Source organism: Bradyrhizobium pachyrhizi, assembly GCF_029714545.1.
GTDB lineage: Bacteria > Pseudomonadota > Alphaproteobacteria > Rhizobiales > Xanthobacteraceae > Bradyrhizobium > Bradyrhizobium pachyrhizi.
On record NZ_CP121667.1, the window covers coordinates 4,835,271 to 4,857,183 of the forward strand.

Here is a 21,913-nt window from a genome sequence, read left to right on the forward strand (position 1 = left end):
TTCAACCCTTTGTCGCACCGGCGGTCAGGCCGGCAATGTAGTAGTCCATCAGGAAGGCATAGATGATCAGCGGCGGTGCGGCGCCGAGCAGGGCGCCGGTCATGATCTGTCCCCAGTTGAAGACGTCCCCCTTGATCAGGGTCGTGATGATGCCGACCGGCAGCACCAGCTGATCGGTCGATGTCGTGAACACCAGCGGATAGAGGAACTGAGCCCAGGAGACGGTGAAGGCGAAGATCGTGGCCGCGATCAGGCCGGGCAGCGCGACCGGGATGAAGATCCGCGTCAGCGTCTGGAACCAGCTCGCGCCGTCGATGATCGCCGCTTCGTCGAGCTCCTTCGGGATCGAGGCGAAATAGCCGATCATGATCCAGGTGCAGAACGGCACCGTCAGCGTCGGGTAGATGAACAGCAGCACGTACCAGCGATTGACGAGCTGGATGCCGGTCCAGTCGCCGAACACGGCGAACATCTTGAACAGCGGAATGAACAGCAGGCTGTCCGGAATGAGATAGGTGAGGAACACGCCGGTGGCGAGCGTCGCCGAGCCCCAGAATTTCATCCGCGCCAGCGCGAAGGCCGCCGGCACGCTGATCAGCATCGTGATGGTGACCACGATGATCGAGACCCAAGCCGAGTTCCAGAAGAAGCGCAGGAACTGGTTCGAGGTCAGGAGCTCGATGTAGTTGCTGAGGGTCGGGTGATAGACCCACCACGGATTGGTCGCGGCCGAGATCTCGGCGCTGCTCTTCAGCGAGGTGATCAGCATGTAGATCGGCGGCGTCAGCGAGAAGATCGCAAACAGCACCAGGAAGAAATAGGACCAGCGTAGCGCCCAGGCGCGGTCGCGGCTCATGCTGCCGTACTTGACCTTGCGGGTCGGTCCGGACTTGTCGATCGTCAGCGAGCTCATCAGGCTTCGTTCCCGCGTTTGGTGATGTCGCGCAGGATGAAGATCGCCGCGACCGCGAGGATCGGCACCATGAACAGCGAAACGCTGGCGCCGAGCGGCACATCGCTGCCCTCGATACCGACACGGAACGCCCAGGTGGCGAAGATATGGGTGTGGTCGAGCGGCCCGCCCGCGGTCAGGATGCGCACGATGTCGAAATTGGCGAAGGTCACGATCAGCGAGAACAGCGTCGTGATCGCGATGATGTTGCGCATCATCGGCAGGGTCACGTACCAGATGCGCTGCCACCAATTGGCGCCGTCGATCGCAGCCGCCTCATAAAGCTGGTCGGGCACCGATTTCAACGCCGCCAGATACATGATCATGAAGAACGGCGCGCCGTACCAGACGTTGACCAGGATCACCGAGAAGCGCGCCCACATCGCATCGCCGGTCCACGGGATCGGCCCGATGCCGAAGAAGGAAAGCGTGTAGTTGAAGGCGCTGTAGGAGGGGTCGAACAACCAGAGCCACGCCAGCGTGCTCATCGCCGGCGGGATCACCCACGGCACCAGCAGCATGCCGCGCCACTTGCGCTGCTTGTTGGCGGGTACGTTGTGCACGAAATGCGCGACGATGAAGCCGATCAGGGCTTTGAAGATCACCGCCGAGATCGCGAAAATGCAGGATTGCTTGACCACCAGCCAGAAGGTGTCGCGCTTGAACAGGAACTCGAAATTGCCGAACCCGACGAACTTCGTCATCGCCTTGTTCAGCGTCGCGAGGTGCAAGGAGTAGAGGGCCGGGTAGAGCACCAGGATCGCGATCAGGAGGATCAGCGGCAATGTCATCAGGAATGCGGCCATCGACTTGCGCCGCAGCGCGTTGCGCAGGCCGACGCGCCTTCGTCCCGACTGGGCAGCGGCTGCGCGGTTGGATTGGAATGCGACATCAACCATAACGCAGGTCCCTCGCGCGGGTTGGTTGCACAGCGCGCCGGTTCGGCGGCCGATCAGTGAAGACGGAGCCTCGCGCGGCCAACGGATGGTCGCGCGAGACCTCGCTTGTCGTCAGCTTCGCATGAAGCCTTCGCACTCGCCCTCGGCCCAGGCGAGCGTCTTTTCCATGCTTTCACCCTGGTAGTACCGCAGGCACATCTTGGTCAGCGTGGCCTGGAAGTAGATCTGCTGCGCGATCTTGGGCGGCGCGGGCGAGGCCGCAATCGATAGCGTCTGGTGCTTGTAGGGGTTCGGATAGTGGTAGAGCGTCCCCTTTGGCGGCGTTTGCTCCGCCCAGACCTTCAAGGTCGTGAGCTTTTCGTAGGCCGGCAGGTCATAGCCGCCGCTTGCGACCACCATCTTCTCGATCGATGCGGGTTGCGACAGGTGGGACAGCAGGCTCTTGGCCGCCTCCTTGTTCTTCGAGAACGACCAGATCGACCAGAAGAACGGCAGATAGGGCGCGAAGCGTCCCTTCGGCCCGGCCGGGAACCCGTGCGTCCAGCACTGCTCCGCGACTTGCGGAGCATCGCGCTTGGCGACCGCCCATGCGCTCGGCGGATTCAGGATCATCGCGCCCTTGCCGGCAACCAGCCACTTGTTGTTGGAAGCGTCGTCCCATGCCGACACGTCGGGCGGCAGGAAGGCGAGCAGCTTCTTGTAGTAGTCGAGGGCCTGGCGCACCGCATCGGTCTTGACGGTGAGGTTGCCCTTGGCATCGACCAGCTGCGCGCCGAACGACTGGAAGATCGCGCCGGCGGTGTCGACGCTGTCGCTGGTTTCGCCGAGGCCGATACCGAACGGGAATCCGGCCTTGTGGCAGGCTTCGGCTGCCTTGAGGAACGTATCGAGGGTCCAGTTATCGGCTTTCGGCTCGCTGCCGGCCGGATACATCTCCTGCACGTCGATGTTGGCATGTTTCTTCATCAGGTCGATGCGTGAGCAGGGACCCTTGATCTGGCTGCCGACGCTGGCGGGAACGCCGAGCCATTTGCCGCCGGCCTGGCCGAGATATTTCACCGTGCCATTGACATCGCCGTTCAGCTTGATGAGCGGATCCATGATGTCGTTGACCGGCTCGAGCAGCTCGGCGTTGGCCTGCGGCCACCATGTCGGCATCTGGAAGATATCGTGACCGGATTTCGCCTGCGCCTCGGCGGCGATGGTGACGATGTTCTTGTTGCCCTGGCTGGTGATGTAGTCGATCTGGACCTCGACTTTCTCCTTGGCAGCCCATTCATTGACCAGCTCGGTGGACGCACTGTTCGCGCCGGGCACCCAGTGATCCCAGAAGCCCATCGAGAGCTTTCCGGCTGCGTAGGCGCCACGCACGTAGGGGGCTGTAATCAGCGCGGCCGATGACAGCGCTGTCGCTGCGACGAATTCTCGGCGCGAGAGCTTCTTCCGTGACATGGCATTCCCTCCCTGGTAGCCAACGGACAAAAGGCTTTTTTGAATCCCGTTGTTGTTTTTGTGCGTCGCGTTTGCGCGACGTCGCGGGATTGCGTTGACACCGATCAGAACAGAATTGCCGGCATCTGTCGAGAAACGAGATGCTGATGCCAACTAGAACTAACGTTGTGGTCAAATAGCAGGCAGTCCCGTTCGCATCATTGCAGTTGCCGGCGGTTTGCCGCGCGTCTCGCGATCATGCTGCGACGCACGCGGGCGGTGACGCAGACAAGATCGCAGACGGTGCGCGGTTGAGCCGCAGCTTTCCGGTCAAGCCTCAGCGAACTCTGTTCCGCCGTGGTGATGCCCGGTGCGGCCGATAGACTTGCCGAAGCCGGAAACGCTAAAGTCCGGATTCGTCAAACCTGCTCCCGCATCAATTCCGCAATCCACCACCGATCATGGAGACCCGATCATGCTCATCCCGGTAGCGAAGCTGCGAGCGCAATGGAGATTGTGCGCCGCGGTTGGGGCCGCCACCGTCACGTTGCTCGCAGCGCCTCATCGGGTCGATGCGCAGATCGTGCAGGGCGTCGAAAAGGGTGCGCGCGAGGGCAACAAGGCCGCCGGGCCGGTCGGCGGCGTCCTCGGCGGAGCCATCGGCGGCGTTGTCGGGGTGGTGACCGGCGTGACCGGGGTGTTGACCGGCAACAATGGCAACAGCGCCAACCCCAATGCCGGCAGCGGCAAGAACGCGCAGGCCCCGGCGGCCGGCGCCAAGGCCACCAAGTCGGCCAAGGCTGCCGCCAAGGACAAGGGCGCGAAGCAGGCACCGACCGTGCTGACCCAGGCCGGCGCGCCGCAGCTGACGGCCGAACAGATCGTCGCCAACAGCGACGCCAACATCGAACGGATCAAGAAGGAGCTCAACCTGACGCCGGAGCAGGAGAAGAACTGGGCCGGCTTCAACAGTGCGATGCACTATCTCGGCCACAACGGCGCCGACCGCCTCAACCTGCGCATCGCGCGGGCGCAGCGCGATCCGCCGGATGACATTATCGAACAGATGCGCAACGAGGCCCAGTTCCTCAATGACCGGGCGGTCGATCAGCGCGGCGTTGCCGACGCAGCCGAGCCGCTGTTTGCCAGCCTCGACGACAAGCAGAAACAAATCTTCATCAACGAAATGGTCCGCCTGAGCCACGAACGCGGGCTCGACTGAGGAAATCTCGCCGGCCAGTGGGGACGAATAGCCGGGCCACCAAGCCCTGGGGTAGGTTAAAGGCGCAGCACCCGGCTATTCTGCCGCAGCGGCGCGGCCCGGTTAATTCGTCATTCAATGTTGAAGAAAAACGGACCGGATCACGCCCGAGTGATGGCCGAGTCAGGGCCTTGTCGGGAACCATCCACAGCGCCTGAGGCCAGCGCGGATTGAGCCGTCAATGACCGGGACATCGGCGCGCAAAAGCGGCGATGTCCTTCGGACGCTATGCCGGCAACCCGCGATCCGGAAACGCCGGCGCTTAGCTCTTCGGGAAGTTCAGCTCCACACCGACGCCGTCCGGATCGTAGAGGAATATCTGGGTGTCGCCGGTGCGCGGCACGATCTGCTCACGGAAGGTGACGTTCTTCGACTGCAGGCGCTTGCGCACGGCCTCGACGTCGCTGGCAGCAAAGGCGATGTGGTCGAGGCGGCCGGTGTCCTCATATTTCTTCTCGGTGCCGCGCACCACGATGCCGTCGCGCGGCTTGCGGGTGCCCATCAGATGGACGGTGGCCTGGCCGCCGGAATAGAGCCAGTAGCCGGGGAAATCGAGCGGCGGCCGTTCGCCGTTCTCGAGCCCGAGCACATCGCAATAGAACGTCTTGGTCTTCTCCAGATCCTGCGGCTCGATGGTGTAATGCTGTAGTCCGCCCAATGGCATGGTTCTTCTCCTTGAGAAATCGGGTTAAACGAAGCTGAGGTCGGCATCGACGCCCAGCATCCAGGCGCCGACGGTCTCGAAATGGCTGAAGCGGCCCTGCAATTGCTGGGTCACGGTGTGAATGTCGCGGAAGCGCCGCTCCAGCGGATGGCCGTCGAAGATCGCGGTGGCGCCGGCGGTGTTGTAGGCGAAATCGACGGCCTCCCGCGCCTTGTGGATGGCGTGCGTGGCCGCCATCCGGATCTTCATGCGCTGCGCGACCGTGATGCTGTGGCCGGCAACCAGATCCTTCCAGATGTCGGCCATCGACTGCAGCAGGAAGGCGCGGGCCGCGCGCAGATTGACCTCGGCCTGGGCGAGGCCGGACTGCACCACGGCATTGTCACGCAGCGTCTTCTTCATGCCGCGCGGCACCTTGTTGCGGGCGACGTCGACGAAATTGTCGAGCGCGCTGCGGGCAATGCCGCAGGCGACCCCGGCAAAGCCGATCTGGTAGCAGGTGTGGTTGCTCATCCGGTACAGCGGGCCATCCTCGCGGCACTCGCGGTCGAATTCGCGGGTGATCGAATGGTCCGCGCGGACGAAGAAGTCGTCGAGCGCGAACTGGTCGCTGGCGGTGCCGCGCAATCCGACCGTGTTCCAGATGTCGGTCCAAGCGACGTCCTCGGTCCGCACCAGCATGGTGCGCTCGACCTGCTCACCATTGGCATCCCGGCGCGGCGCGCCGTCCGCGGCATAGACCGGGCAGTGCGCGCCGAGCCAGGTGGCGTGCCGCCCGCCCGAGGCAAACGACCAGACCCCGGTGACGCGATAGCCGCCCTCGCACTCGATCGCCTTGACCTTCGGGCCGGGGCCCCAGGCCAGCACGGCACGCGGGTCGGCAAACACTTCCTGCGCGACCGGCAGGTTGAGATAGGCCGCCGACATCGCACAGCCGCCGGCCTGGCTCAGACACCACGCCGTCGAGGCATCCGCCTTGGCGATGGTCTCGATGGCATGGAAGAAGGTGACGGGATCGGTCTCGATCCCGTCGGTTGAACGCGGCAGCAAAAGGCGGAACAGCCGCGCCTCATGCAGCCGGTCGAGCAGGTCGGGCGGCAGGCGGCGCGTCGTTTCGATATCGTTGGAGGCGGCCGCCACCGCGTCCCTGATCGCCTCGGCGCGGGCGATCACGTCGCGATCACCCATAAGGTCCGCAGAAGTCACATTCATGTTCGCCTCCCTCAGGCGCGCCGGATCGTCGCGGAGGCCGCGACGTCGGCCGTCGCGTTGAGCTCCTTGTCGATCTGCTCGATCGATTTGCCCCGGGTCTCGAGCCCGAAGAACAAATAGACAGCACCTGCCATCAGAAACCAGCAGCCGAGATAGACAAAGGCGGTCGGAATCTGGGTCAGTGGCACGTCGGGCTTGAGGTAGTTGTTCGAACCGACGATCAGCGCGAGCCCGACCGGCCCGATGATCTTGCCGATGCCGCCGAAGCCATAGGCCGACCCCATCCCCGTGGTGCGCAGATGCGACGGCCAGACTTCCGCCGCGTAGGGACCGACGATCGCAAAGCCACCGTCGGCGAAGAAGAAGGCGGCGGCCAGCAGCAGCCAGAACGCCGACATGCCGAACAAAGTTGCGTCGTAGTGGTAGCCGGCAATGATGGTCAGCGCGCCGGCGCCGAAGCCGAGCAGGCCGCCGGCAACACGCCGTCCGAGCAGCTCCGAGAAATAAGAGAACGAGATGCGGCCGAGGAAGCCGGTGATGCTGAGCAGGATCATCATCTTGGCGGCTTCCTGCGGCGTCACCTTCAGGAGCAGCACGAACAGCGCAGGGGCCCATAGCGTGATGCCGTAGACGCCGGTTTGCGCGCCGGCATTGCCGAGCCAGGAGACGATCAGGCTGCGCGGATATTTGAACAGATCGAACCAGCTCGTCGTGACGATCGGACCGGCGTCGGCCGCGCTCGGCAGCGGCAGCTCCGACGGCGGCACCTGCAGCGCCCAGGCCAGCGACTTGCGGGCTTCGTCATAGCGTCCTTGCCGGCACAGCCAGCGCGGCGACTCCGGAACCCAGATCCGAACCAGCAGCACCAGGACCGACGGCAACACGCCGATCGCAAATAGCAGCCGCCATTGATCGGTTCCCATGACGGCTCCGAGCACCGCACCTAGGCCGACACCGAGCGGGATCACGCAGGTGACGAGGCCGCCGATCCAGCCGCGCTTGTGCGACGGCATGAACTCCTGCACCAGCGGCAGGTCGACACAATAAAGACCGCCGACGCCGGTGCCGACGAAGAAGCGCAGGATCGCCAGATAGACCCAGCCATTATCGGGGGTGAAATAGAGCAGGCCGGTCGCGATCGAGAAGTTCAGCACCGTGCCGATGAAGACGATACGCCGCCCGACCCGGTCGGCGAGCCAGCCCCACAGGTAGGCGCCGAGGATGGCGCCGATGCCGGAACTCATCAGCACGGTGGCCGACTGGCCGAAGGTGAGCTTCCACGGTCCAATCAGGAACGCGAGCACGAAGCCGATCAGGAAGTAGTCGAAGAATTCCAGCGCATCGCCGATGATGGCCGCCGCAAGGATCTTGATCTGGTTGCCGGTCAGAGTCGTCCGGCGATCGAGAATCTCGAACATGGCGCGTTTCCCCATGGCGCCTGTTCATTGTTCCCCGGAGCGTGCGTCGCGCCAGCGCATCGCCCATAGGATGAGGCTATCCTCGCGCCAGCGCGAACGACAAGCCCGCGCCGACGCGGGGCTCATCTGCATTGGCGCGATAAGCGGTTCGGCTTACTGCTGCGCACAAATGGTGGTGCGAAAGCCCGATGTGAGCCGACGGAGCCGTTGACTTCTGCAATGCCGATCGCTCACGTTTGCGTGGAGGAAGCGGGGAGCAGCCGGGTGGACGAAAAGCGCAAGCATCCGCGAACCGAGGTCAATGAACCCGGCTATGTCTCGTCGGGCGGTTCGGTCATGCATTGCACGATCGTGAACATCTCGCCGGAAGGGGCGGCCATCGAGGTGGAGAATCCGGCCTTCGTCCCGCACCGATTCCGCCTGGTGATGGCCCGCGACGCCTCTGTCGTCCATGAGTGCCAGGTGATCTGGAGCAAGAAGACGCGAATTGGAGTGAGTTTCGTGGCGACCGCCTGAGCGCGGCAATCTCGATTGGGGACGCCCATGAACCAGCGTGCCAAGGGGGCCCGGGTTTCGTCACTGGAACAGCAGGTGATCCGCCGATGACTCCGGAACCTGCAACGATCTGCCTTGGCTGCTGGCAAAACCTGCATATGCCGATCCCGTTGCGCGGTCCCTTGGCGGCGCCGTTCCGTCTGTTCGGCGTCCGGCCGAGCCGCATGAACCCGAACACATGCACGATCTGCGAGATGGCCTTCTCGAAGATCATGAAGGCGCGTGCCGTGACCATCGATGCGACCATCCTGTTCGCCGATCTGCGCGGCTACACCACACTGACGCAGACCATCGCGCAGGACGGGCTGACCTCGCTGCTCGACGCGTTCTACGACGACTGCGCCGCCGCGATCTGGCGCTATGACGGCATCCTCAACAAGACCATCGGCGACGCCGTGTTCGCGATCTTCAATTTTCCGGTGCGGCGCGACGATCATGCCGTGCAGGCCTTGCTCGCGGCGCGCCAGATCCAGCGCAGTTTTCGCGACAGGCACGACGCGCTGGTGCGGGCGATCGGCGCCGGCGACATCGAGATCGGCATTGGAATCGGGATGGATAGCGGTGACACCAATTTCGGTGAGTTCGGCCAGGCCCACCGCGACCTGACGGCAGTCGGCACGGTGGTCAATCGCGCGGCACGCGCGCAGGCGGCCGCCAGGTCAGGCGAGATTCTTGTGACGACGGCCGTGCGGGATCGAACCCGCGACATGATCACGGCAGCCGGCGCCGATTACACCTTGAAGGGCTTCGACCAGCCCGTCACATTATTTCCTGCGTGAATTGGCTTTCGCGTGAATTGACGCGGCGCAAAAAGACGGCTCCCGCGTGCAACTGCGCGCCGAAGCCGTCGGGGATGGTCGTTTGCCGATTACGAACGCCGCCTCAACGCAAGGTCGGCGGCTTTGTTCCAGCCCGGATGAAAATCTTCGAACCGGCGTCAGCGCCACATGCCGCGCATCCGGGCGCCGATATCGATCGGCGGCGCGCGGTTGGCTGCGGATGCCTGCGCGGCCGCGGCGCGCGGCCAGGTGGTCCGCTCGAACATCGGCAGCAGTCGTTCCGGGATGAAGCGGGTGCGTGAGGCATACATGTGGCGGTCGCCCTTGGCCGCCTGGCCGTGGACGAAGAAGCGCTGCGGCACCAGCAGATGCAGATCGTCCTTGGCGCGGGTCATCGCGACATAGAGCAGGCGGCGTTCCTCCTCGAGTTCGGCCGACGTGCCGGCGCCGAGGTCGGAGGGCATGCAGCCATCGACGACGTTGAGCACATAGACGGATTTCCATTCCTGGCCCTTGGCGGAATGAATCGTCGACAGGATCAGATAATCCTCATCGAGCAGCGGCACGCCAGCCTGGTCGCTGGTCGCATCGGGTGGATCGAGCGTGAGTTCGGTGAGAAAACGCTCGCGTGACGGGTAGCCGGCGGCGATCTGCTCGAGCTGAATGAGATCGGCGCGGCGTACCTCGCTGTCCTCGTGGATGCGATCGAGATGCGGTTCGTACCAGAGGCGGGCGCGTTCGATGTCGACGGGCCATTCCGAGTAGCGGAGGTTCTCGATGGCCTCCACGAACAGTCGCCAGTCCGCACCGGCGCGGGGCGGAGCGGGCAGCGCGACGAGCGCAGCAATCGGATCGGCGGCCTCGGTCATGCGGTCGAGCACCCGCTGCGCCGAGGCCGGTCCGACGCCGGGCAACAGATGGAGAACGCGAAAACCTGCAACCCGGTCGCGTGGATTGGCGGCGAAGCGCAGCAGCGCCAGCATATCCTTGACATGCGCGGCGTCGAGGAATTTGAGGCCGCCGAATTTCACGAACGGAATGTTGCGGCGGGTCAGTTCGACCTCCAGCGGTCCGCTGTGCGAGGAGGTGCGGAACAGCACCGATTGGTGCTTCAACAGGGTGCCTTCCTCGCGATTGGCCAGCACCTGCTCGACGATGTAACGGGCCTGATCGGCCTCATCGCGGATCGTGACCAGCAGCGGCTTGCGGGTCGAGGTCCGGTCGGTCCACAGGTTCTTGGTGAAGCGTTCCTTGGCGAGCGAGATCACGCCATTGGCGGCCGACAGGATCGGCTGCGTCGAGCGATAGTTGCGGTCGAGCGTAACGATCTCGGCGGCCGGGGTGAACTGGGCCGGGAAGTCAAGGATGTTGCGCACGGTGGCGGCGCGGAACGAATAGATCGACTGCGCGTCGTCGCCGACCACGGTGAGCCCGCGTCCCGCGGGCTTGAGTGCGAGCAGGATCGAGGACTGCAGGCGGTTGGTGTCCTGATATTCGTCGACCATCACATGGTCGAAGCGGCCGCCGATCTCCTCGGCCAGCGCGGTGTCCGTCACCATCTGCGCCCAGTAGAGCAGGAGGTCGTCGTAATCGAGCACGTTCTGACGCTGCTTGGCTTCGACATAGGCCCCGAACAGCTGTTTCAATTCACGGGCCCAGCCGGAGCACCATGGGAAGAACTGGCCGAGCACGGCCTCGATCGGCATCTCCGCGTTCACGCAGCGCGAATAGATCGCAAGGCAGGTGCCCTTGGTCGGGAACCGGCTTTCGGTACGGGAGAAACCGAGATCGTGGCGGACCAGATTGATCAGGTCGGCGGAATCCTCGCGGTCATGGATCGTGAAGGCCGGGTCGAGGCCGATACGCTCGGCGAATTCGCGCAGCAGCCGCGCGCCGATGCCGTGGAATGTGCCGGCCCAATTCAGCGCATCGGTCATGACCGAGGCGCGATCGCCGAGCACACGGCGCGCAATGCGCTCGACACGGCCGGCCATCTCGCCGGCTGCGCGCCGCGAGAACGTCATCAACAGGATGCGGCGCGGATCGGCGCCAGCGACGATCAGATGCGCGACGCGATGGGCGAGGGTGTTGGTCTTGCCGGAACCCGCGCCCGCGATCACCAGCAGCGGTGCGCCGACGATGCAATCCTTGCCGACCCCGTGCTCGACAGCGCGGCGCTGCTCGGCATTGAGCGCATCGAGATAGGCTGTGTTGGCAAGATCAGTCACGAATCACCCCCACGAAACGCTAACAGACATTGCGATTCATTGGGGCCGACGCGCCGAGGCGGACGCAGAGAAATTAGATTGACATTAACGTGGCGCGGCGCACAACCCCGCCATGGGTGACGTATCCAAATCCGACACGCCGCTGAAGGCGACGTTCAAGGTGCGGCTGAACGGCGAGACGGTGACGCTCGCGACCGTCGGCCAGGCCTATCGCTTCATCAGCAATCTCAGCGCCGTCGAATGGATGGAGTTCCGCTCGCTGCATGACGAGGCATTGGTTGCGCTCGAGAGAGCGGCCGGTAACGCCATGCTGACGGTGCAAGCGACCAACGCGTTGCGGATGCTGTTCGTCCGCGCGAAATTGCTTTGAAAAGAAAATGAGCCGCCTTGGTGTTCCCTTGGCCCTCCAAGGCGGCCCGAGAGTGCGGCTGAAGCGCATTGCGCACCCGGCCGTCGCGTGTACCGCCGTTACCTTGTTTGCGGCCATAACGAACAGGGCCTTACGCAACCACCGCCGATTCGGCTGTAGCCGCGACACCACAATCAGGAGCCAACGTCGTCGACCAGGCGGTCATACACGAGCGCGGACCGGAGGTTCATGGTTGCGATCTTCAGATAGCCCGGCTCGCGCATGGCGTTGTTGAACATCATGATCGCCGTCTTCCAGTATCCGCGCTCGCGCTGATCCAGGTTCAGCGCGGATAGATAGTCCGCGGCGTCGCCGACCGTCGCGAGCGTTCGCCCGTCCTTCAGCGTAATCGGGAACGCAAGCGGCGACCGCTTCTCCAGCTCCAGCACGTCAGGCTCCCCCAGGACAAAGCAGCAATAAGACAAAGCAGCAATAACAGGAACAGACCTAGCTGCGCCGCTATATCAAAGCCTTAAGAGGACGTCCGGCCTGTTGGAGCGGACGGTTCAGAAAGAATCCGCCAGCGCGATCTCCGCCTTCAGCGCACCGATGCGCCGTTCGGCTTCCTCGGACGTCAGGTCGCGTGCGTACTGGTTCGGCTGATAGGCCTCCTCGGCGAGGCTCCTCAACCGCAGCGCCTGGGCACGGGTCATCAGCCCGCCAAGCCGCTCCGCAACCCCACCATATCTTACCGCTGCCACGCTCATTGCTTGCCTCGCTTGCTGGATCGTGACTTGACAATATGTTCTATTTTTGTTCTAACAAGGCATGGACAATAAGGTCAATGAAATTCGGCGCAAGATCAGCACGTTGCGAGCTGAGATGAGCTTGATCGAGGCGTCGATCCGGGATCAGGTCAACCGCGACCTCGATTGCAGCGAAGCATCGTACCGGCTGATGGCGATGCGAGCCGAAGTGGCCCAACTGGTCGGCCGGTGGAAGGCCGCCGGCGGCGGCGAGCGTCTCCCCACGGTCCGGGAGCGGCTCAGCCGGAGCTTCGAGGATCGCGCCGGCACGAAGGTCAAGGTGGACAAGGACAAGGCGAAGCCTACGCCCGGTCACAGCAACGCCCGGGTGTGATCCGGCGGTTCGCCCAAATAAGGGAGCCTCGAACGCCGGCTCAGGCCCGAATCAGGTTTCAAGGCAGGAACCCGAACCGCAGGATCTGCATTTTCTTGTGGTGAGAGCCAACACCATAGCATCGCCCAGCGCCATGATCGCCGATCCGACCGCGCCACCGCGGGCATCGATGAATGACGATCGCAGTCCGCTGCTGACGCTGATCTCCTGCATCAGCTGCATCAGAACGATGCGGCTCGAGAGCAGCCATCCGGGCAGTGAGGGCAGGGATATTCTTCAGTACCGCTGCGAGCAATGCAGCCGCATCGAGCGGGTGCAATTGGTGCGCCGAAGCTGGCCGGCGGAACGCTAGCCTTTCGATTTTGAACTAAAGCGCGATGAGATTAGGTTGAATCGTCATCGCGCCTTAGCTCTTTGTTTGAGCATGATCTTTTCGGAAAACCGCTTCGCACTTTTCCGGATCATGCTTTAGGAGCGGGCTTTCGCCTTTGGTCTTGCCGCGACCTCATGCGCGGTGGCATCGAACTCGCTCGAAGCGTTGCCGGATGGCCCGCTCGTCGCGCTGCCGACGCTGTGCCCCGTCAACTTTGCGAGTTCGCGGCTGAGGTCGTGGATGTGGTACGGCTTGCGTAACACCGGAAAGTCGGACCTCACGTCGCGTGCGCTCGCGCTGTAGCCTGTCGTCAGCAGGATCGGCAGCTCGGGCTTTCTGTCCCGGATCGTGCGCGCCAGCTTCAGTCCATCGATCCTGCCGGGCATGACGATGTCGCTGAACACCACATCGATTCCGTTGGCGTCGATCTCCGACAAGGCGGCCTCCGCGTTCGAGGCCCAGCGCACGGTGTAGCCGAGCTGTTCGAGCAGGCCCGTGCTCGCATCGGCGACGGCAGGATTGTCCTCGATCAGCAGGATCGTGGCCAAGCCGGGCGCGCTGTGCCCCGTGGCCGTGCGCTTTGCGGCCGCAGTTCCCCGCGGCAGATAGATGCTGACCATCGTGCCCTTGCCGAGCGCGCTTGCAATCTCGACCCGGCCATCCGCCTGGTGTGCGAAACCGTGAACCTGGGACAACCCAAGGCCGGTCCCTTTGCCGACCGGCTTGGTGGTGAAGAAGGGATCGAAGACCTTGTTCATGACATCGTCGGGAATGCCTTCGCCGGTGTCGGTAATGCTGACGACCACCTGGGCTGCTTCCGGGACATTGCGCGCCGCAACGGTCAGCGTGCCGCCGTCGGTCATCGCATCCCGGGCATTGACCACGAGGTTGATCAGCGCGGTCTCGAATTCCGTCGGATCGACGAAGATCGGCCAGAGATCCGGTTTGATCTCCATGTTCAGCTTGATCGCGCCGCCGAGCGCGCTGGTCAAAACCTCTCGTACTGCGGTGACCCTTTCAGCGACGTTGATGCTCTGCGGATTGACACTCTGCCGACGCGCGAAGGTGAGGAGCTGCCTGGTCAGGGACGCGGCACGCTCGGATGCGGTTTCGATGGCGCTGAGTGCAAGCTTGCTCCGCTCGCTCGTCACCTCGCGCTTGATGCGATACAGATTGCCCGAAATGACCATCAGCAGGTTGTTGAAGTCGTGCGCAACACCGCCGGTCAGCTGGCCGAGCGCATCCATCTTTTGCGATTCCGCAAGCTGGCGTTGCACCTGTTCGAGCTTCTGTTGCGCCTCGCGGCGTTCGGAAATGTCCCGGGTGATCTTGGCGAAGCCGACCAGAGTGCCGTCGGTATCGCGGATCGGATCGATCACGACGCTCGCCCAGAAGAACGAACCGTCCTTGCGGACCCGCCAGCCTTCCTCCACGTAATGCCCGGTCTCTTCCGCGATCTTGAGCGCATGGGCGGGCTTGCCGGCAGCCCGGTCGGCCGGCGTATAGAACCGCGAGAAGTGCTGGCCAATAATTTCGCCGGGCGAATAGCCCTTGATGCGCTCGCCGCCGGCGTTCCAATTGGCGACGATGCCGGCCGGCGTCAGCATATAGAGCGCATAGTCGGTGACATTGCTCACCAGCAGGCGGAACTGGCTTTCGCTGGCCTCGAGGTCCGCGCGCGCCTGACGCCGCTCGGTGATGTCGCGGGTAACCATTGCGTAGCCGACGAGCTTGCGCTTCTCGTAGATCGGATCGATGGCCACAGCGGCGTAGAATTGCGACCCGTCCTTGCGGACAGACCAGCCTTCGGCCGCTGAGTGCTTTTCCTTCCGCGCCATCTGCAGCGCTCTCGCCGGAACGCCGGATGCGCGGTCTTCCGCAGGATAGAAGACCGAGAAGTGCTTGCCGAGGATCGCCTTGGCCGGATAGCCCGTGATGCGCTCGGCGCCCTTGTTCCAGTTGATGACCCGGCCATCGGGGCCGAGCATGCAAATGGCGTAGTCGACCACGCCGCCGGCCCCCGGCCGACGATCGTGCCGGCTCTCGACGATGCCCCGTTTGGGTTGTTCTGATTTCTTAACCATCACCGATCCTGCCCCCGCCCGAAACGCGCGGGGGCGGTCAATGTTCCATGCGAACGCAAGGACCGGGCGATCAGGGCCGGCTCCGTCGTTCTTCGGAAAAGTTCGGCCAACGGTCGGAACTTTTGGTTCCAATCGCGATTAAGGTACTCGGTTTGCGTCACAAATTGCGGCTTTGGCGTTTTCCCGCTTGAATAGATCAAGGGCAGTCATTCTTATGGTCACACTGGCTTTTCCGAGTCTCTGGATTCGCGGCCAGCGCGTAGGGGAAATTACATGACCGATCTCGGTTCGTCGCCTCGTCCCCGTGCTGATACGCGCCGCAGCCAACAATCAAACGGAAGCCTCGATTCCTCGCATGACCTGCTGCAGTCGCTGCAGGCGATGCGCGCCGGCGACTTCTCGGTCCGGATGCGTGGCGACTATCTCGGCATCGACGGCAAGATCGCAGACGCCTTCAACGAAATCGCAGCCGCCAACGAGCGCATGGCGCAGCAATTGGCGCGCGTCGGCCAGGTCGTCGGCCGCGAGGGACAGACCCGCCAGCGCGTCAATTTCGGCCTCGCCAGCGGCGCCTGGGCCGACATGGAGAGCTCGGTCAACACGCTGATCGACGATCTGCTGTGGCCGACCCGCGAGGTCACCCGCGCGGTCGCTGCAGTGGCGCAAGGCGACCTGCTGCAGACCGTGCAGCTCGACGTCGAGGGCCGGCCGCTGCGCGGCGAATTCCTGCAGTCGGCGAACATCGTCAACACGATGATCAAGCAGCTCTCGGTGTTCACCTCGGAGGTCACGCGCGTGGCGCGCGAAGTCGGCACCGAGGGCAAGCTCGGCGGCCAGGCCCAGGTGCCGGAAGTGACCGGCGTCTGGAAGGACCTGACCGAGAGCGTCAACTCGATGGCCAACAACCTGACCGGCCAGGTCCGCAACATCGCCGAGGTGACGATCGCGGTCGCCAACGGCGACCTGTCCAAGAAGATCACGGTCGACGTTCGCGGCGAGATCCTGCAGCTGAAGGAAGCCATCAACACGATGGTCGATCAGCTGCGTTCGTTCGCTTCCGAAGTGACGCGCGTGGCGCGCGAGGTCGGCACCGACGGCAAGCTCGGCGGCCAGGCAATCGTGCCTGGCGTCGCCGGTACCTGGAAGGACCTCACCGACTCGGTGAACGCGATGTGCGGCAACCTGACCGCCCAGGTGCGCAACATCGCCAACGTGACCACGGCCGTGGCGCGCGGCGACCTGTCGCGCAAGATCACGGTCGACGTCAGCGGCGAGATTTTGGAGCTGAAGGACACCATCAACACGATGGTGGACCAGCTCAACTCGTTCGCCTCGGAAGTGACGCGCGTGGCGCGCGAGGTCGGCACCGAGGGCAAGCTCGGCGGCCAGGCCCAGGTGCCCGGCGTTGCCGGCACCTGGAAGGACCTGACCGACAACGTCAACTTCATGGCGTCGAACCTGACCGCGCAGGTGCGCAACATCGCCGACGTCGCGACCGCGATCGCCGGCGGCGACCTCTCGAAGAAGATCACAGTCAACGTGTCGGGCGAGATCCTTCAGCTGAAGGAAACGCTGAACACGATGGTGGACCAGCTCAACGCGTTTGCGTCGGAAGTGACGCGCGTGGCGCGCGAGGTCGGCACCGAAGGCAAGCTCGGCGGCCAGGCCAATGTGCTCGGCGTTGCCGGCACCTGGAAGGATCTGACCGACAACGTCAACTTCATGGCGTCGAACCTGACCGCGCAGGTGCGCAACATCGCCGCCGTGACGACGGCGGTCGCAGGCGGCGACCTCTCCAAGAAGATCACGGTGGACGTGCGCGGCGAAATCCTCGAGCTGAAGGACACCATCAACACGATGGTGGACCAGCTCAACGCGTTCGCCGGCGAGGTGACGCGCGTGGCGCGCGAGGTCGGCACCGAAGGCAAGCTCGGCGGCCAGGCCGAGGTGCGCGGCGTCGCCGGCACCTGGAAGGATCTCACCGACAGCGTCAACTCGATGGCGTCGAACCTGACCGCGCAGGTCCGCAACATCGCTGAGGTCGCGACCGCGGTGGCGAAGGGCGACCTGTCGAAGAAGATCACGGTCAACGTGTCGGGCGAAATCCTTCAGCTGAAGGAAACGCTGAACACGATGGTGGACCAGCTCAACGCCTTCGCCGGCGAGGTGACGCGCGTGGCGCGCGAGGTCGGTACCGACGGCAAGCTCGGCGGCCAGGCCGAGGTGCCCGGTGTCGCCGGCACCTGGAAGGACCTGACGGACAGCGTCAACTCGATGGCCGGCAATCTCACGGCGCAGGTCCGTAACATCGCCGAGGTCGCGACCGCGATCGCCGGCGGCGACCTGTCGCGCAAGATCACCGTCGACGTGCGCGGCGAGATCCTTCAGCTGAAGCAAACGCTGAACACGATGGTCGACCAGCTCAACCGCTTCGCGGGCGAGGTGACGCGCGTGGCGCGCGAGGTCGGCACCGACGGCAGCCTGGGCGGCCAGGCCAATGTGCCCGGCGTCGCCGGCACCTGGAAGGACTTGACCGACAACGTCAACTCGATGGCCGGCAACCTGACCGCGCAGGTCCGCAACATCGCGGAGGTGACGACCGCCGTGGCGCGCGGCGACCTGTCGCGCAAGATCACGGTCGACGTGAAGGGCGAAATCCTCGAGCTCAAGAACACCATCAACACCATGGTGGATCAGCTCAATGCGTTTGCGGGCGAGGTGACGCGCGTGGCGCGCGAGGTCGGCACCGAGGGCAAGCTCGGCGGCCAGGCCGAAGTGCCCGGCGTCGCCGGCACCTGGAAGGATTTGACCGACAACGTCAACTTCATGGCGTCGAACCTGACCGCGCAGGTCCGCAACATCGCCGAGGTCGCAAGCGCGATCGCCGGCGGCGACCTGTCGAAGAAGATCACCGTGGACGTGCGCGGCGAGATCCTGCTGCTCAAGGACACCCTGAACACGATGGTCGAGCAGTTGCGCTCGTTCGCCGCCGAAGTGACGCGCGTGGCGCGCGAGGTCGGCACCGAGGGACGGCTGGGCGGCCAGGCCGTGGTGCCCGGCGTCGGCGGCACCTGGAAGGACCTCACCGACAACGTCAACCTGCTGGCGGCGAACCTGACCACCCAGGTGCGCAACATCGCCGAAGTCACCACCGCGGTGGCGCGCGGCGACCTCTCGCGCAAGATCACGGTCGACGTGAAGGGTGAAATCCTCGAGCTCAAGAACACCATCAACACCATGGTCGACCAGCTCAACGCCTTCGCCGGCGAGGTGACGCGCGTGGCGCGCGAGGTCGGCACCGAAGGCAAGCTTGGCGGCCAGGCCGAGGTGCGCGGCGTTGCCGGCACCTGGAAGGACCTCACCGACACCGTCAACGTCATGGCGGTAAACCTGACCGAGCAGGTGCGCGGCATCGTCAAGGTGGTGACCGCGGTCGCCAACGGTGATCTGAAGCAGAACCTGACAGTGAAATCGAAGGGCGAGGTGGCCGCGCTCGCCGACACCATCAACAACATGACCGAGACGCTTGCGACCTTCGCCGAACAGGTCACCAGCGTGGCGCGCGAGGTCGGCGTCGAGGGACGGCTCGGCGGTCAGGCCAACGTGCCCGGCGCGGCCGGCACCTGGAAGGATCTCACCGGCAACGTCAACCTGCTCGCGGCCAACCTGACCTCGCAGGTGCGCGCGATCGCGGAAGTGGCGACCGCCGTGACCAAGGGCGACCTGACGCGCTCGATCCAGGTCGACGTCCGCGGCGAGGTCGCCGAGCTCAAGGACAACATCAACACGATGATCGGCAACCTCCGTCTGACCACGGAGCGCAACACCGAACAGGACTGGCTGAAGACCAATCTGGCGCGCTTCACCAACATGTTGCAGGGCCAGCGCGATCTTGCGACCGTCGGCCGGCTGCTGCTGACCGAGCTCGCGCCGCTGATCAACGCGCATATGGGCGTGATCTACCAGGTCGACAATCCCGAGAATGCGCAGTTGCGCCTGTTGTCGGCTTATGCCAGCGACAGCAGCAATCCGCATCCGCAGATCGTCCAGTTCGGCGAGGGATTGATCGGCCAATGCGCGCTCGACAAGCGCCAGCGTCTCGTCTCCGAGATTCCCGGCGATGCGGTGCCGATCAATTCGGCCTTGATGCGGATCATGCCGAAGAATCTCGTCGTGTTTCCGGTGCAGTTCGAGAACCAGGTCAAGGCGGTGATCGAGCTGTCCTCGATCTCCTCGTTCACGACCTCGCAGATCACCTTCCTCGAACAGTTGACCGACAGCATCGGCATCGTGCTCAACAGCATCGAGGCGACGATGCAGACCGAGGCGCTGCTCAAGCAGTCGCAACAGCTCGCCGGCGAGTTGCAAACCCAGCAGAAGGAATTGCAGCAGACCAACGATCAGCTGGAGCAGAAGGCCCAGCAGCTTGCCGAACGCAATGTCGACGTCGAGCGCAAGAACCAGGAAATCGAGCAGGCGCGGCGCGCGCTGGAAGAAAAGGCGACCGAGCTGTCGCTGACTTCGAAGTACAAGTCCGAATTCCTCGCCAACATGTCGCACGAGTTGCGGACGCCGCTGAACTCGATCCTGATCCTGGGCCAGCAGCTCACCGAAAATCCCGACGGCAATCTGACCGGCAAGCAGGTCGAGTTCGCCCGCACCATTCACGGCGCCGGCACCGACCTGTTGAACCTGATCAGCGACATCCTCGATCTCTCCAAGATCGAGTCCGGCACGGTGACGGTCGACGCCGAGGAAATTCTGACATCGAGCCTGCTCGAGACCGTCGGACGACCGTTCCGGCACGAGGCGGAGAACCGGCATCTCTCGTTCAGCATCGATGTCGACGCCAATCTCGCGCGCAGCATGGTCACCGACTCCAAGCGGCTGCAGCAGGTGCTCAAGAACCTGTTGTCGAATGCGTTCAAGTTCACTGCTGAAGGCGGCGTCAGCCTGACCGTGTCGGCCGCGCTCGGCGGCTGGAGTGTGGAGCATCCGATCCTCAATGCGGCGCCTGCGGTCGTTGCGTTCGAGGTATCGGATACCGGAATCGGCATTCCACAAGACAAGCAGAAGCTGATCTTCGAGGCGTTCCAGCAGGCCGACGCCGGCACCAGCCGCAAATATGGCGGCACCGGTCTTGGACTGGCGATCAGCCGTGAGCTCGCGGGTCTGCTCGGCGGCGAGATCCATCTGCGCAGCGCGCCGGGCAAGGGCTCGACCTTCACGCTCTATCTGCCGCTGAAATATGCCGGCCCCTCGGTGGCACTGCGTCAGCAGGCCCAGCCGCTCCCGATGCCGCACACGCCGGCGCCGGCGTTGCAGGTGTCAGGCGCGCAGGAGCGTGTGATCGAGCAGCTTCCGGACGACCGGCTCGATCTCGAGCCCGGCGACACCATCCTGCTGATCGTCGAGGACGATCCGCATTACGCGCGGGTGCTGATCGATCTGGCGCGCGACAAGGGCTTCAAGGTGCTGGTCGCAAGCCGCGGCGCCGAAGCACTGGATCTGGCCAAGCAGTTCCAGCCGAGCGCGGTGTCGCTCGACGTCTTCCTGCCCGACATGCTGGGCTGGACGGTGCTGAGCCAGCTCAAGCACAGTCCGCTGACCCGTCACATTCCGGTTCAGATCATCACGCTCGACGAGGACCGGCAGCACGCGCTGGCGCGCGGCGCGTTCTCCTTCGTCAACAAGCCGACGACCACGGAAGGCGTCAGCGCTGCGCTGTCGCAGATCAAGGAATACGCCAGACCACGCCGCAAGCGCCTGCTGATCGTGGAGGACAATGCGGCGGAGCAGCTCAGCATCACCGAACTGCTCGGGCACGAGGATATCGAGATCGTGACCACCAGCACCGGGGCAGGGGCGCTCTCGACGATGCGCGAAAATCCGTGCGACTGCGTCGTGCTCGACCTGCGCCTGCCGGACATGAGCGGTTTCGAGGTGCTGGATCAGATCCGCAAGGACGAGACGCTGTCCAATATTCCCGTTGTCGTGTTTACGGGCCGGGAACTTTCAGCAGAAGAAGACGCGGAACTGCATACGATGGCGCGCAGCATCGTCGTCAAGGGCGTGGAATCGCCGGAGCGTCTGCTCGACGAAACGTCACTGTTCCTGCATCGTGTGATCACGGAATTGCCCGTCGAAAAACAGAGGATGCTGGAGAAGCTCAATAGTTCCGATGAGGATCTTATTGGCAAGACCGCACTGCTGGTCGACGACGATGCCCGCAACATCTTCGCGCTCTCGAGCGTGTTGGAGCGGCGAGGTATGAAGGTGTTGACTGCGACAACCGGTCACGAAGCGATCTCGCTGGTCGAATCCAATCCCAAGATTGCGATCGTGCTGATGGACATCATGATGCCGCAGATGGACGGTTACCAGACCATCGGCGCCATCCGGCAAAACCCCGCCTTCGCGCGGCTGCCGATCATCGCGCTGACCGCGAAAGCGATGAAAGGCGATCGAGAGAAATGCCTGGAGGCAGGCGCGTCCGACTATCTGGCGAAACCCGTGAATACCGAGCAACTGCTGCTGGCGATCCGCATGTGGCTGCACCGCTGATCGG

General features: G+C 63.9%; 17 protein-coding genes. 7 read left to right on the forward strand and 10 right to left on the reverse strand.

Going from position 1 to position 21,913, the window contains the following annotated elements; genetic code table 11:
* Position 1: 1 nt before the first annotated feature.
* The 3 genes from QA639_RS22700 to QA639_RS22710 all read right to left on the reverse strand — a co-directional run bounded on the left by QA639_RS22700 (position 2) and on the right by QA639_RS22710 (position 3,303).
* Positions 2 to 913 carry a carbohydrate ABC transporter permease gene (locus QA639_RS22700; protein WP_016847559.1) on the reverse strand — a complete coding sequence of 304 codons (912 nt, stop codon included), beginning with the start codon at positions 911 to 913 and terminating at the stop codon, positions 2 to 4.
* Positions 913 to 1,851 carry a carbohydrate ABC transporter permease gene (locus tag QA639_RS22705; RefSeq protein ID WP_028332026.1) on the reverse strand — a complete coding sequence of 313 codons (939 nt, stop codon included), beginning with the start codon at positions 1,849 to 1,851 and terminating at the stop codon, positions 913 to 915. Before QA639_RS22705 ends, QA639_RS22700 begins: the two co-directional genes overlap by 1 nt.
* Positions 1,852 to 1,962: 111 nt before the next feature.
* Positions 1,963 to 3,303, reverse strand: coding sequence for an ABC transporter substrate-binding protein (locus QA639_RS22710; RefSeq protein ID WP_028332025.1), 1,341 nt, complete (start codon positions 3,301 to 3,303; stop codon positions 1,963 to 1,965).
* 454 nt (positions 3,304 to 3,757) lie between these two features.
* On the opposite strand from QA639_RS22710, the gene QA639_RS22715 reads away from it, so the two are divergent.
* Positions 3,758 to 4,504 carry a Spy/CpxP family protein refolding chaperone gene (locus tag QA639_RS22715; RefSeq protein ID WP_028332024.1) on the forward strand — a complete coding sequence of 249 codons (747 nt, stop codon included), beginning with the start codon at positions 3,758 to 3,760 and terminating at the stop codon, positions 4,502 to 4,504.
* Positions 4,505 to 4,805: 301 nt separating this feature from the next.
* Here QA639_RS22715 and QA639_RS22720 read toward each other — a convergent pair whose 3' ends face one another.
* From QA639_RS22720 to QA639_RS22730, 3 genes are read right to left on the reverse strand one after another with little or no spacing between them, the layout of a single operon-like run.
* Positions 4,806 to 5,207 (reverse strand): VOC family protein, encoded by a 402-nt coding sequence (locus tag QA639_RS22720; RefSeq protein WP_028332023.1) that lies wholly within the window; start codon positions 5,205 to 5,207, stop codon positions 4,806 to 4,808.
* A 24-nt stretch (positions 5,208 to 5,231) separates the two neighbouring features.
* Positions 5,232 to 6,419 carry an acyl-CoA dehydrogenase family protein gene (locus QA639_RS22725; protein ID WP_283087451.1) on the reverse strand — a complete coding sequence of 396 codons (1,188 nt, stop codon included), beginning with the start codon at positions 6,417 to 6,419 and terminating at the stop codon, positions 5,232 to 5,234.
* 11 nt (positions 6,420 to 6,430) lie between these two features.
* Positions 6,431 to 7,837, reverse strand: coding sequence for an MFS transporter (locus QA639_RS22730; RefSeq protein WP_050384691.1), 1,407 nt, complete (start codon positions 7,835 to 7,837; stop codon positions 6,431 to 6,433).
* 219 nt (positions 7,838 to 8,056) lie between these two features.
* Between QA639_RS22730 and QA639_RS22735 the strand changes: the two genes are divergently transcribed.
* Positions 8,057 to 8,353, forward strand: a complete 297-nt coding sequence (locus QA639_RS22735) for a PilZ domain-containing protein (RefSeq protein ID WP_157347729.1) — start codon at positions 8,057 to 8,059, stop codon at positions 8,351 to 8,353.
* Between the two features lie 86 nt (positions 8,354 to 8,439).
* The gene (locus tag QA639_RS22740; protein ID WP_157347728.1) at positions 8,440 to 9,171 is read left to right on the forward strand and encodes an adenylate/guanylate cyclase domain-containing protein; all 732 of its coding nucleotides are present in this window, start codon (positions 8,440 to 8,442) and stop codon (positions 9,169 to 9,171) included.
* Between the two features lie 158 nt (positions 9,172 to 9,329).
* Here the strand turns inward: QA639_RS22740 and QA639_RS22745 are convergent, their stop codons facing one another.
* Complete coding sequence (locus QA639_RS22745) at positions 9,330 to 11,399, reverse strand: ATP-dependent helicase (protein ID WP_283087452.1); 2,070 nt, start codon at positions 11,397 to 11,399, stop codon at positions 9,330 to 9,332.
* A 112-nt stretch (positions 11,400 to 11,511) separates the two neighbouring features.
* On the opposite strand from QA639_RS22745, the gene QA639_RS22750 reads away from it, so the two are divergent.
* Positions 11,512 to 11,769 (forward strand): hypothetical protein, encoded by a 258-nt coding sequence (locus QA639_RS22750; RefSeq protein ID WP_018271640.1) that lies wholly within the window; start codon positions 11,512 to 11,514, stop codon positions 11,767 to 11,769.
* 173 nt (positions 11,770 to 11,942) lie between these two features.
* On the opposite strand, the gene QA639_RS22755 is transcribed toward QA639_RS22750, so the two are convergent.
* Together QA639_RS22755 and QA639_RS22760 are read right to left on the reverse strand one after the other, a co-directional pair.
* The gene (locus QA639_RS22755) at positions 11,943 to 12,197 is read right to left on the reverse strand and encodes a hypothetical protein (RefSeq protein ID WP_016845793.1); all 255 of its coding nucleotides are present in this window, start codon (positions 12,195 to 12,197) and stop codon (positions 11,943 to 11,945) included.
* Between the two features lie 117 nt (positions 12,198 to 12,314).
* Positions 12,315 to 12,515, reverse strand: coding sequence for a DUF3072 domain-containing protein (locus QA639_RS22760; protein ID WP_050384688.1), 201 nt, complete (start codon positions 12,513 to 12,515; stop codon positions 12,315 to 12,317).
* Positions 12,516 to 12,576: 61 nt separating this feature from the next.
* Here QA639_RS22760 and QA639_RS22765 point away from each other — a divergent pair, with 61 nt between their 5' ends.
* Together QA639_RS22765 and QA639_RS22770 are read left to right on the forward strand one after the other, a co-directional pair.
* Positions 12,577 to 12,888 carry a hypothetical protein gene (locus QA639_RS22765; protein WP_050384687.1) on the forward strand — a complete coding sequence of 104 codons (312 nt, stop codon included), beginning with the start codon at positions 12,577 to 12,579 and terminating at the stop codon, positions 12,886 to 12,888.
* Positions 12,889 to 13,021: 133 nt separating this feature from the next.
* Positions 13,022 to 13,240, forward strand: coding sequence for a hypothetical protein (locus QA639_RS22770; protein ID WP_016845796.1), 219 nt, complete (start codon positions 13,022 to 13,024; stop codon positions 13,238 to 13,240).
* 116 nt (positions 13,241 to 13,356) lie between these two features.
* Here QA639_RS22770 and QA639_RS22775 read toward each other — a convergent pair whose 3' ends face one another.
* A complete protein-coding gene (locus tag QA639_RS22775) occupies positions 13,357 to 15,345 on the reverse strand; it encodes a hybrid sensor histidine kinase/response regulator (RefSeq protein WP_346283698.1) in 1,989 nt (662 codons plus the stop codon).
* Between the two features lie 273 nt (positions 15,346 to 15,618).
* Here QA639_RS22775 and QA639_RS22785 point away from each other — a divergent pair, with 273 nt between their 5' ends.
* Positions 15,619 to 21,909 (forward strand): HAMP domain-containing protein, encoded by a 6,291-nt coding sequence (locus QA639_RS22785; RefSeq protein ID WP_283087453.1) that lies wholly within the window; start codon positions 15,619 to 15,621, stop codon positions 21,907 to 21,909.
* Positions 21,910 to 21,913 lie beyond the last annotated feature (4 nt).

What these genes read in the sequence shown, in the direction of transcription:
- QA639_RS22765 (WP_050384687.1), top strand. Translation starts at nt 12,577, where the DNA reads ATGGACAATAAGGTCAATGAAATTCGGCGCAAGATCAGCACGTTGCGA.
- QA639_RS22735 (WP_157347729.1), top strand. Translation starts at nt 8,057, where the DNA reads ATGCCGATCGCTCACGTTTGCGTGGAGGAAGCGGGGAGCAGCCGGGTG.
- QA639_RS22770 (WP_016845796.1), top strand. Translation starts at nt 13,022, where the DNA reads ATGATCGCCGATCCGACCGCGCCACCGCGGGCATCGATGAATGACGAT.
- QA639_RS22740 (WP_157347728.1), top strand. Translation starts at nt 8,440, where the DNA reads ATGACTCCGGAACCTGCAACGATCTGCCTTGGCTGCTGGCAAAACCTG.
- QA639_RS22785 (WP_283087453.1), top strand. Translation starts at nt 15,619, where the DNA reads ATGACCGATCTCGGTTCGTCGCCTCGTCCCCGTGCTGATACGCGCCGC.
- QA639_RS22760 (WP_050384688.1), bottom strand. Translation starts at nt 12,515, where the DNA reads ATGAGCGTGGCAGCGGTAAGATATGGTGGGGTTGCGGAGCGGCTTGGC.
- QA639_RS22715 (WP_028332024.1), top strand. Translation starts at nt 3,758, where the DNA reads ATGCTCATCCCGGTAGCGAAGCTGCGAGCGCAATGGAGATTGTGCGCC.
- QA639_RS22705 (WP_028332026.1), bottom strand. Translation starts at nt 1,851, where the DNA reads ATGGTTGATGTCGCATTCCAATCCAACCGCGCAGCCGCTGCCCAGTCG.
- QA639_RS22750 (WP_018271640.1), top strand. Translation starts at nt 11,512, where the DNA reads ATGGGTGACGTATCCAAATCCGACACGCCGCTGAAGGCGACGTTCAAG.
- QA639_RS22775 (WP_346283698.1), bottom strand. Translation starts at nt 15,345, where the DNA reads ATGGTTAAGAAATCAGAACAACCCAAACGGGGCATCGTCGAGAGCCGG.
- QA639_RS22700 (WP_016847559.1), bottom strand. Translation starts at nt 913, where the DNA reads ATGAGCTCGCTGACGATCGACAAGTCCGGACCGACCCGCAAGGTCAAG.
- QA639_RS22725 (WP_283087451.1), bottom strand. Translation starts at nt 6,419, where the DNA reads ATGAATGTGACTTCTGCGGACCTTATGGGTGATCGCGACGTGATCGCC.
- QA639_RS22720 (WP_028332023.1), bottom strand. Translation starts at nt 5,207, where the DNA reads ATGCCATTGGGCGGACTACAGCATTACACCATCGAGCCGCAGGATCTG.
- QA639_RS22710 (WP_028332025.1), bottom strand. Translation starts at nt 3,303, where the DNA reads ATGTCACGGAAGAAGCTCTCGCGCCGAGAATTCGTCGCAGCGACAGCG.
- QA639_RS22730 (WP_050384691.1), bottom strand. Translation starts at nt 7,837, where the DNA reads ATGTTCGAGATTCTCGATCGCCGGACGACTCTGACCGGCAACCAGATC.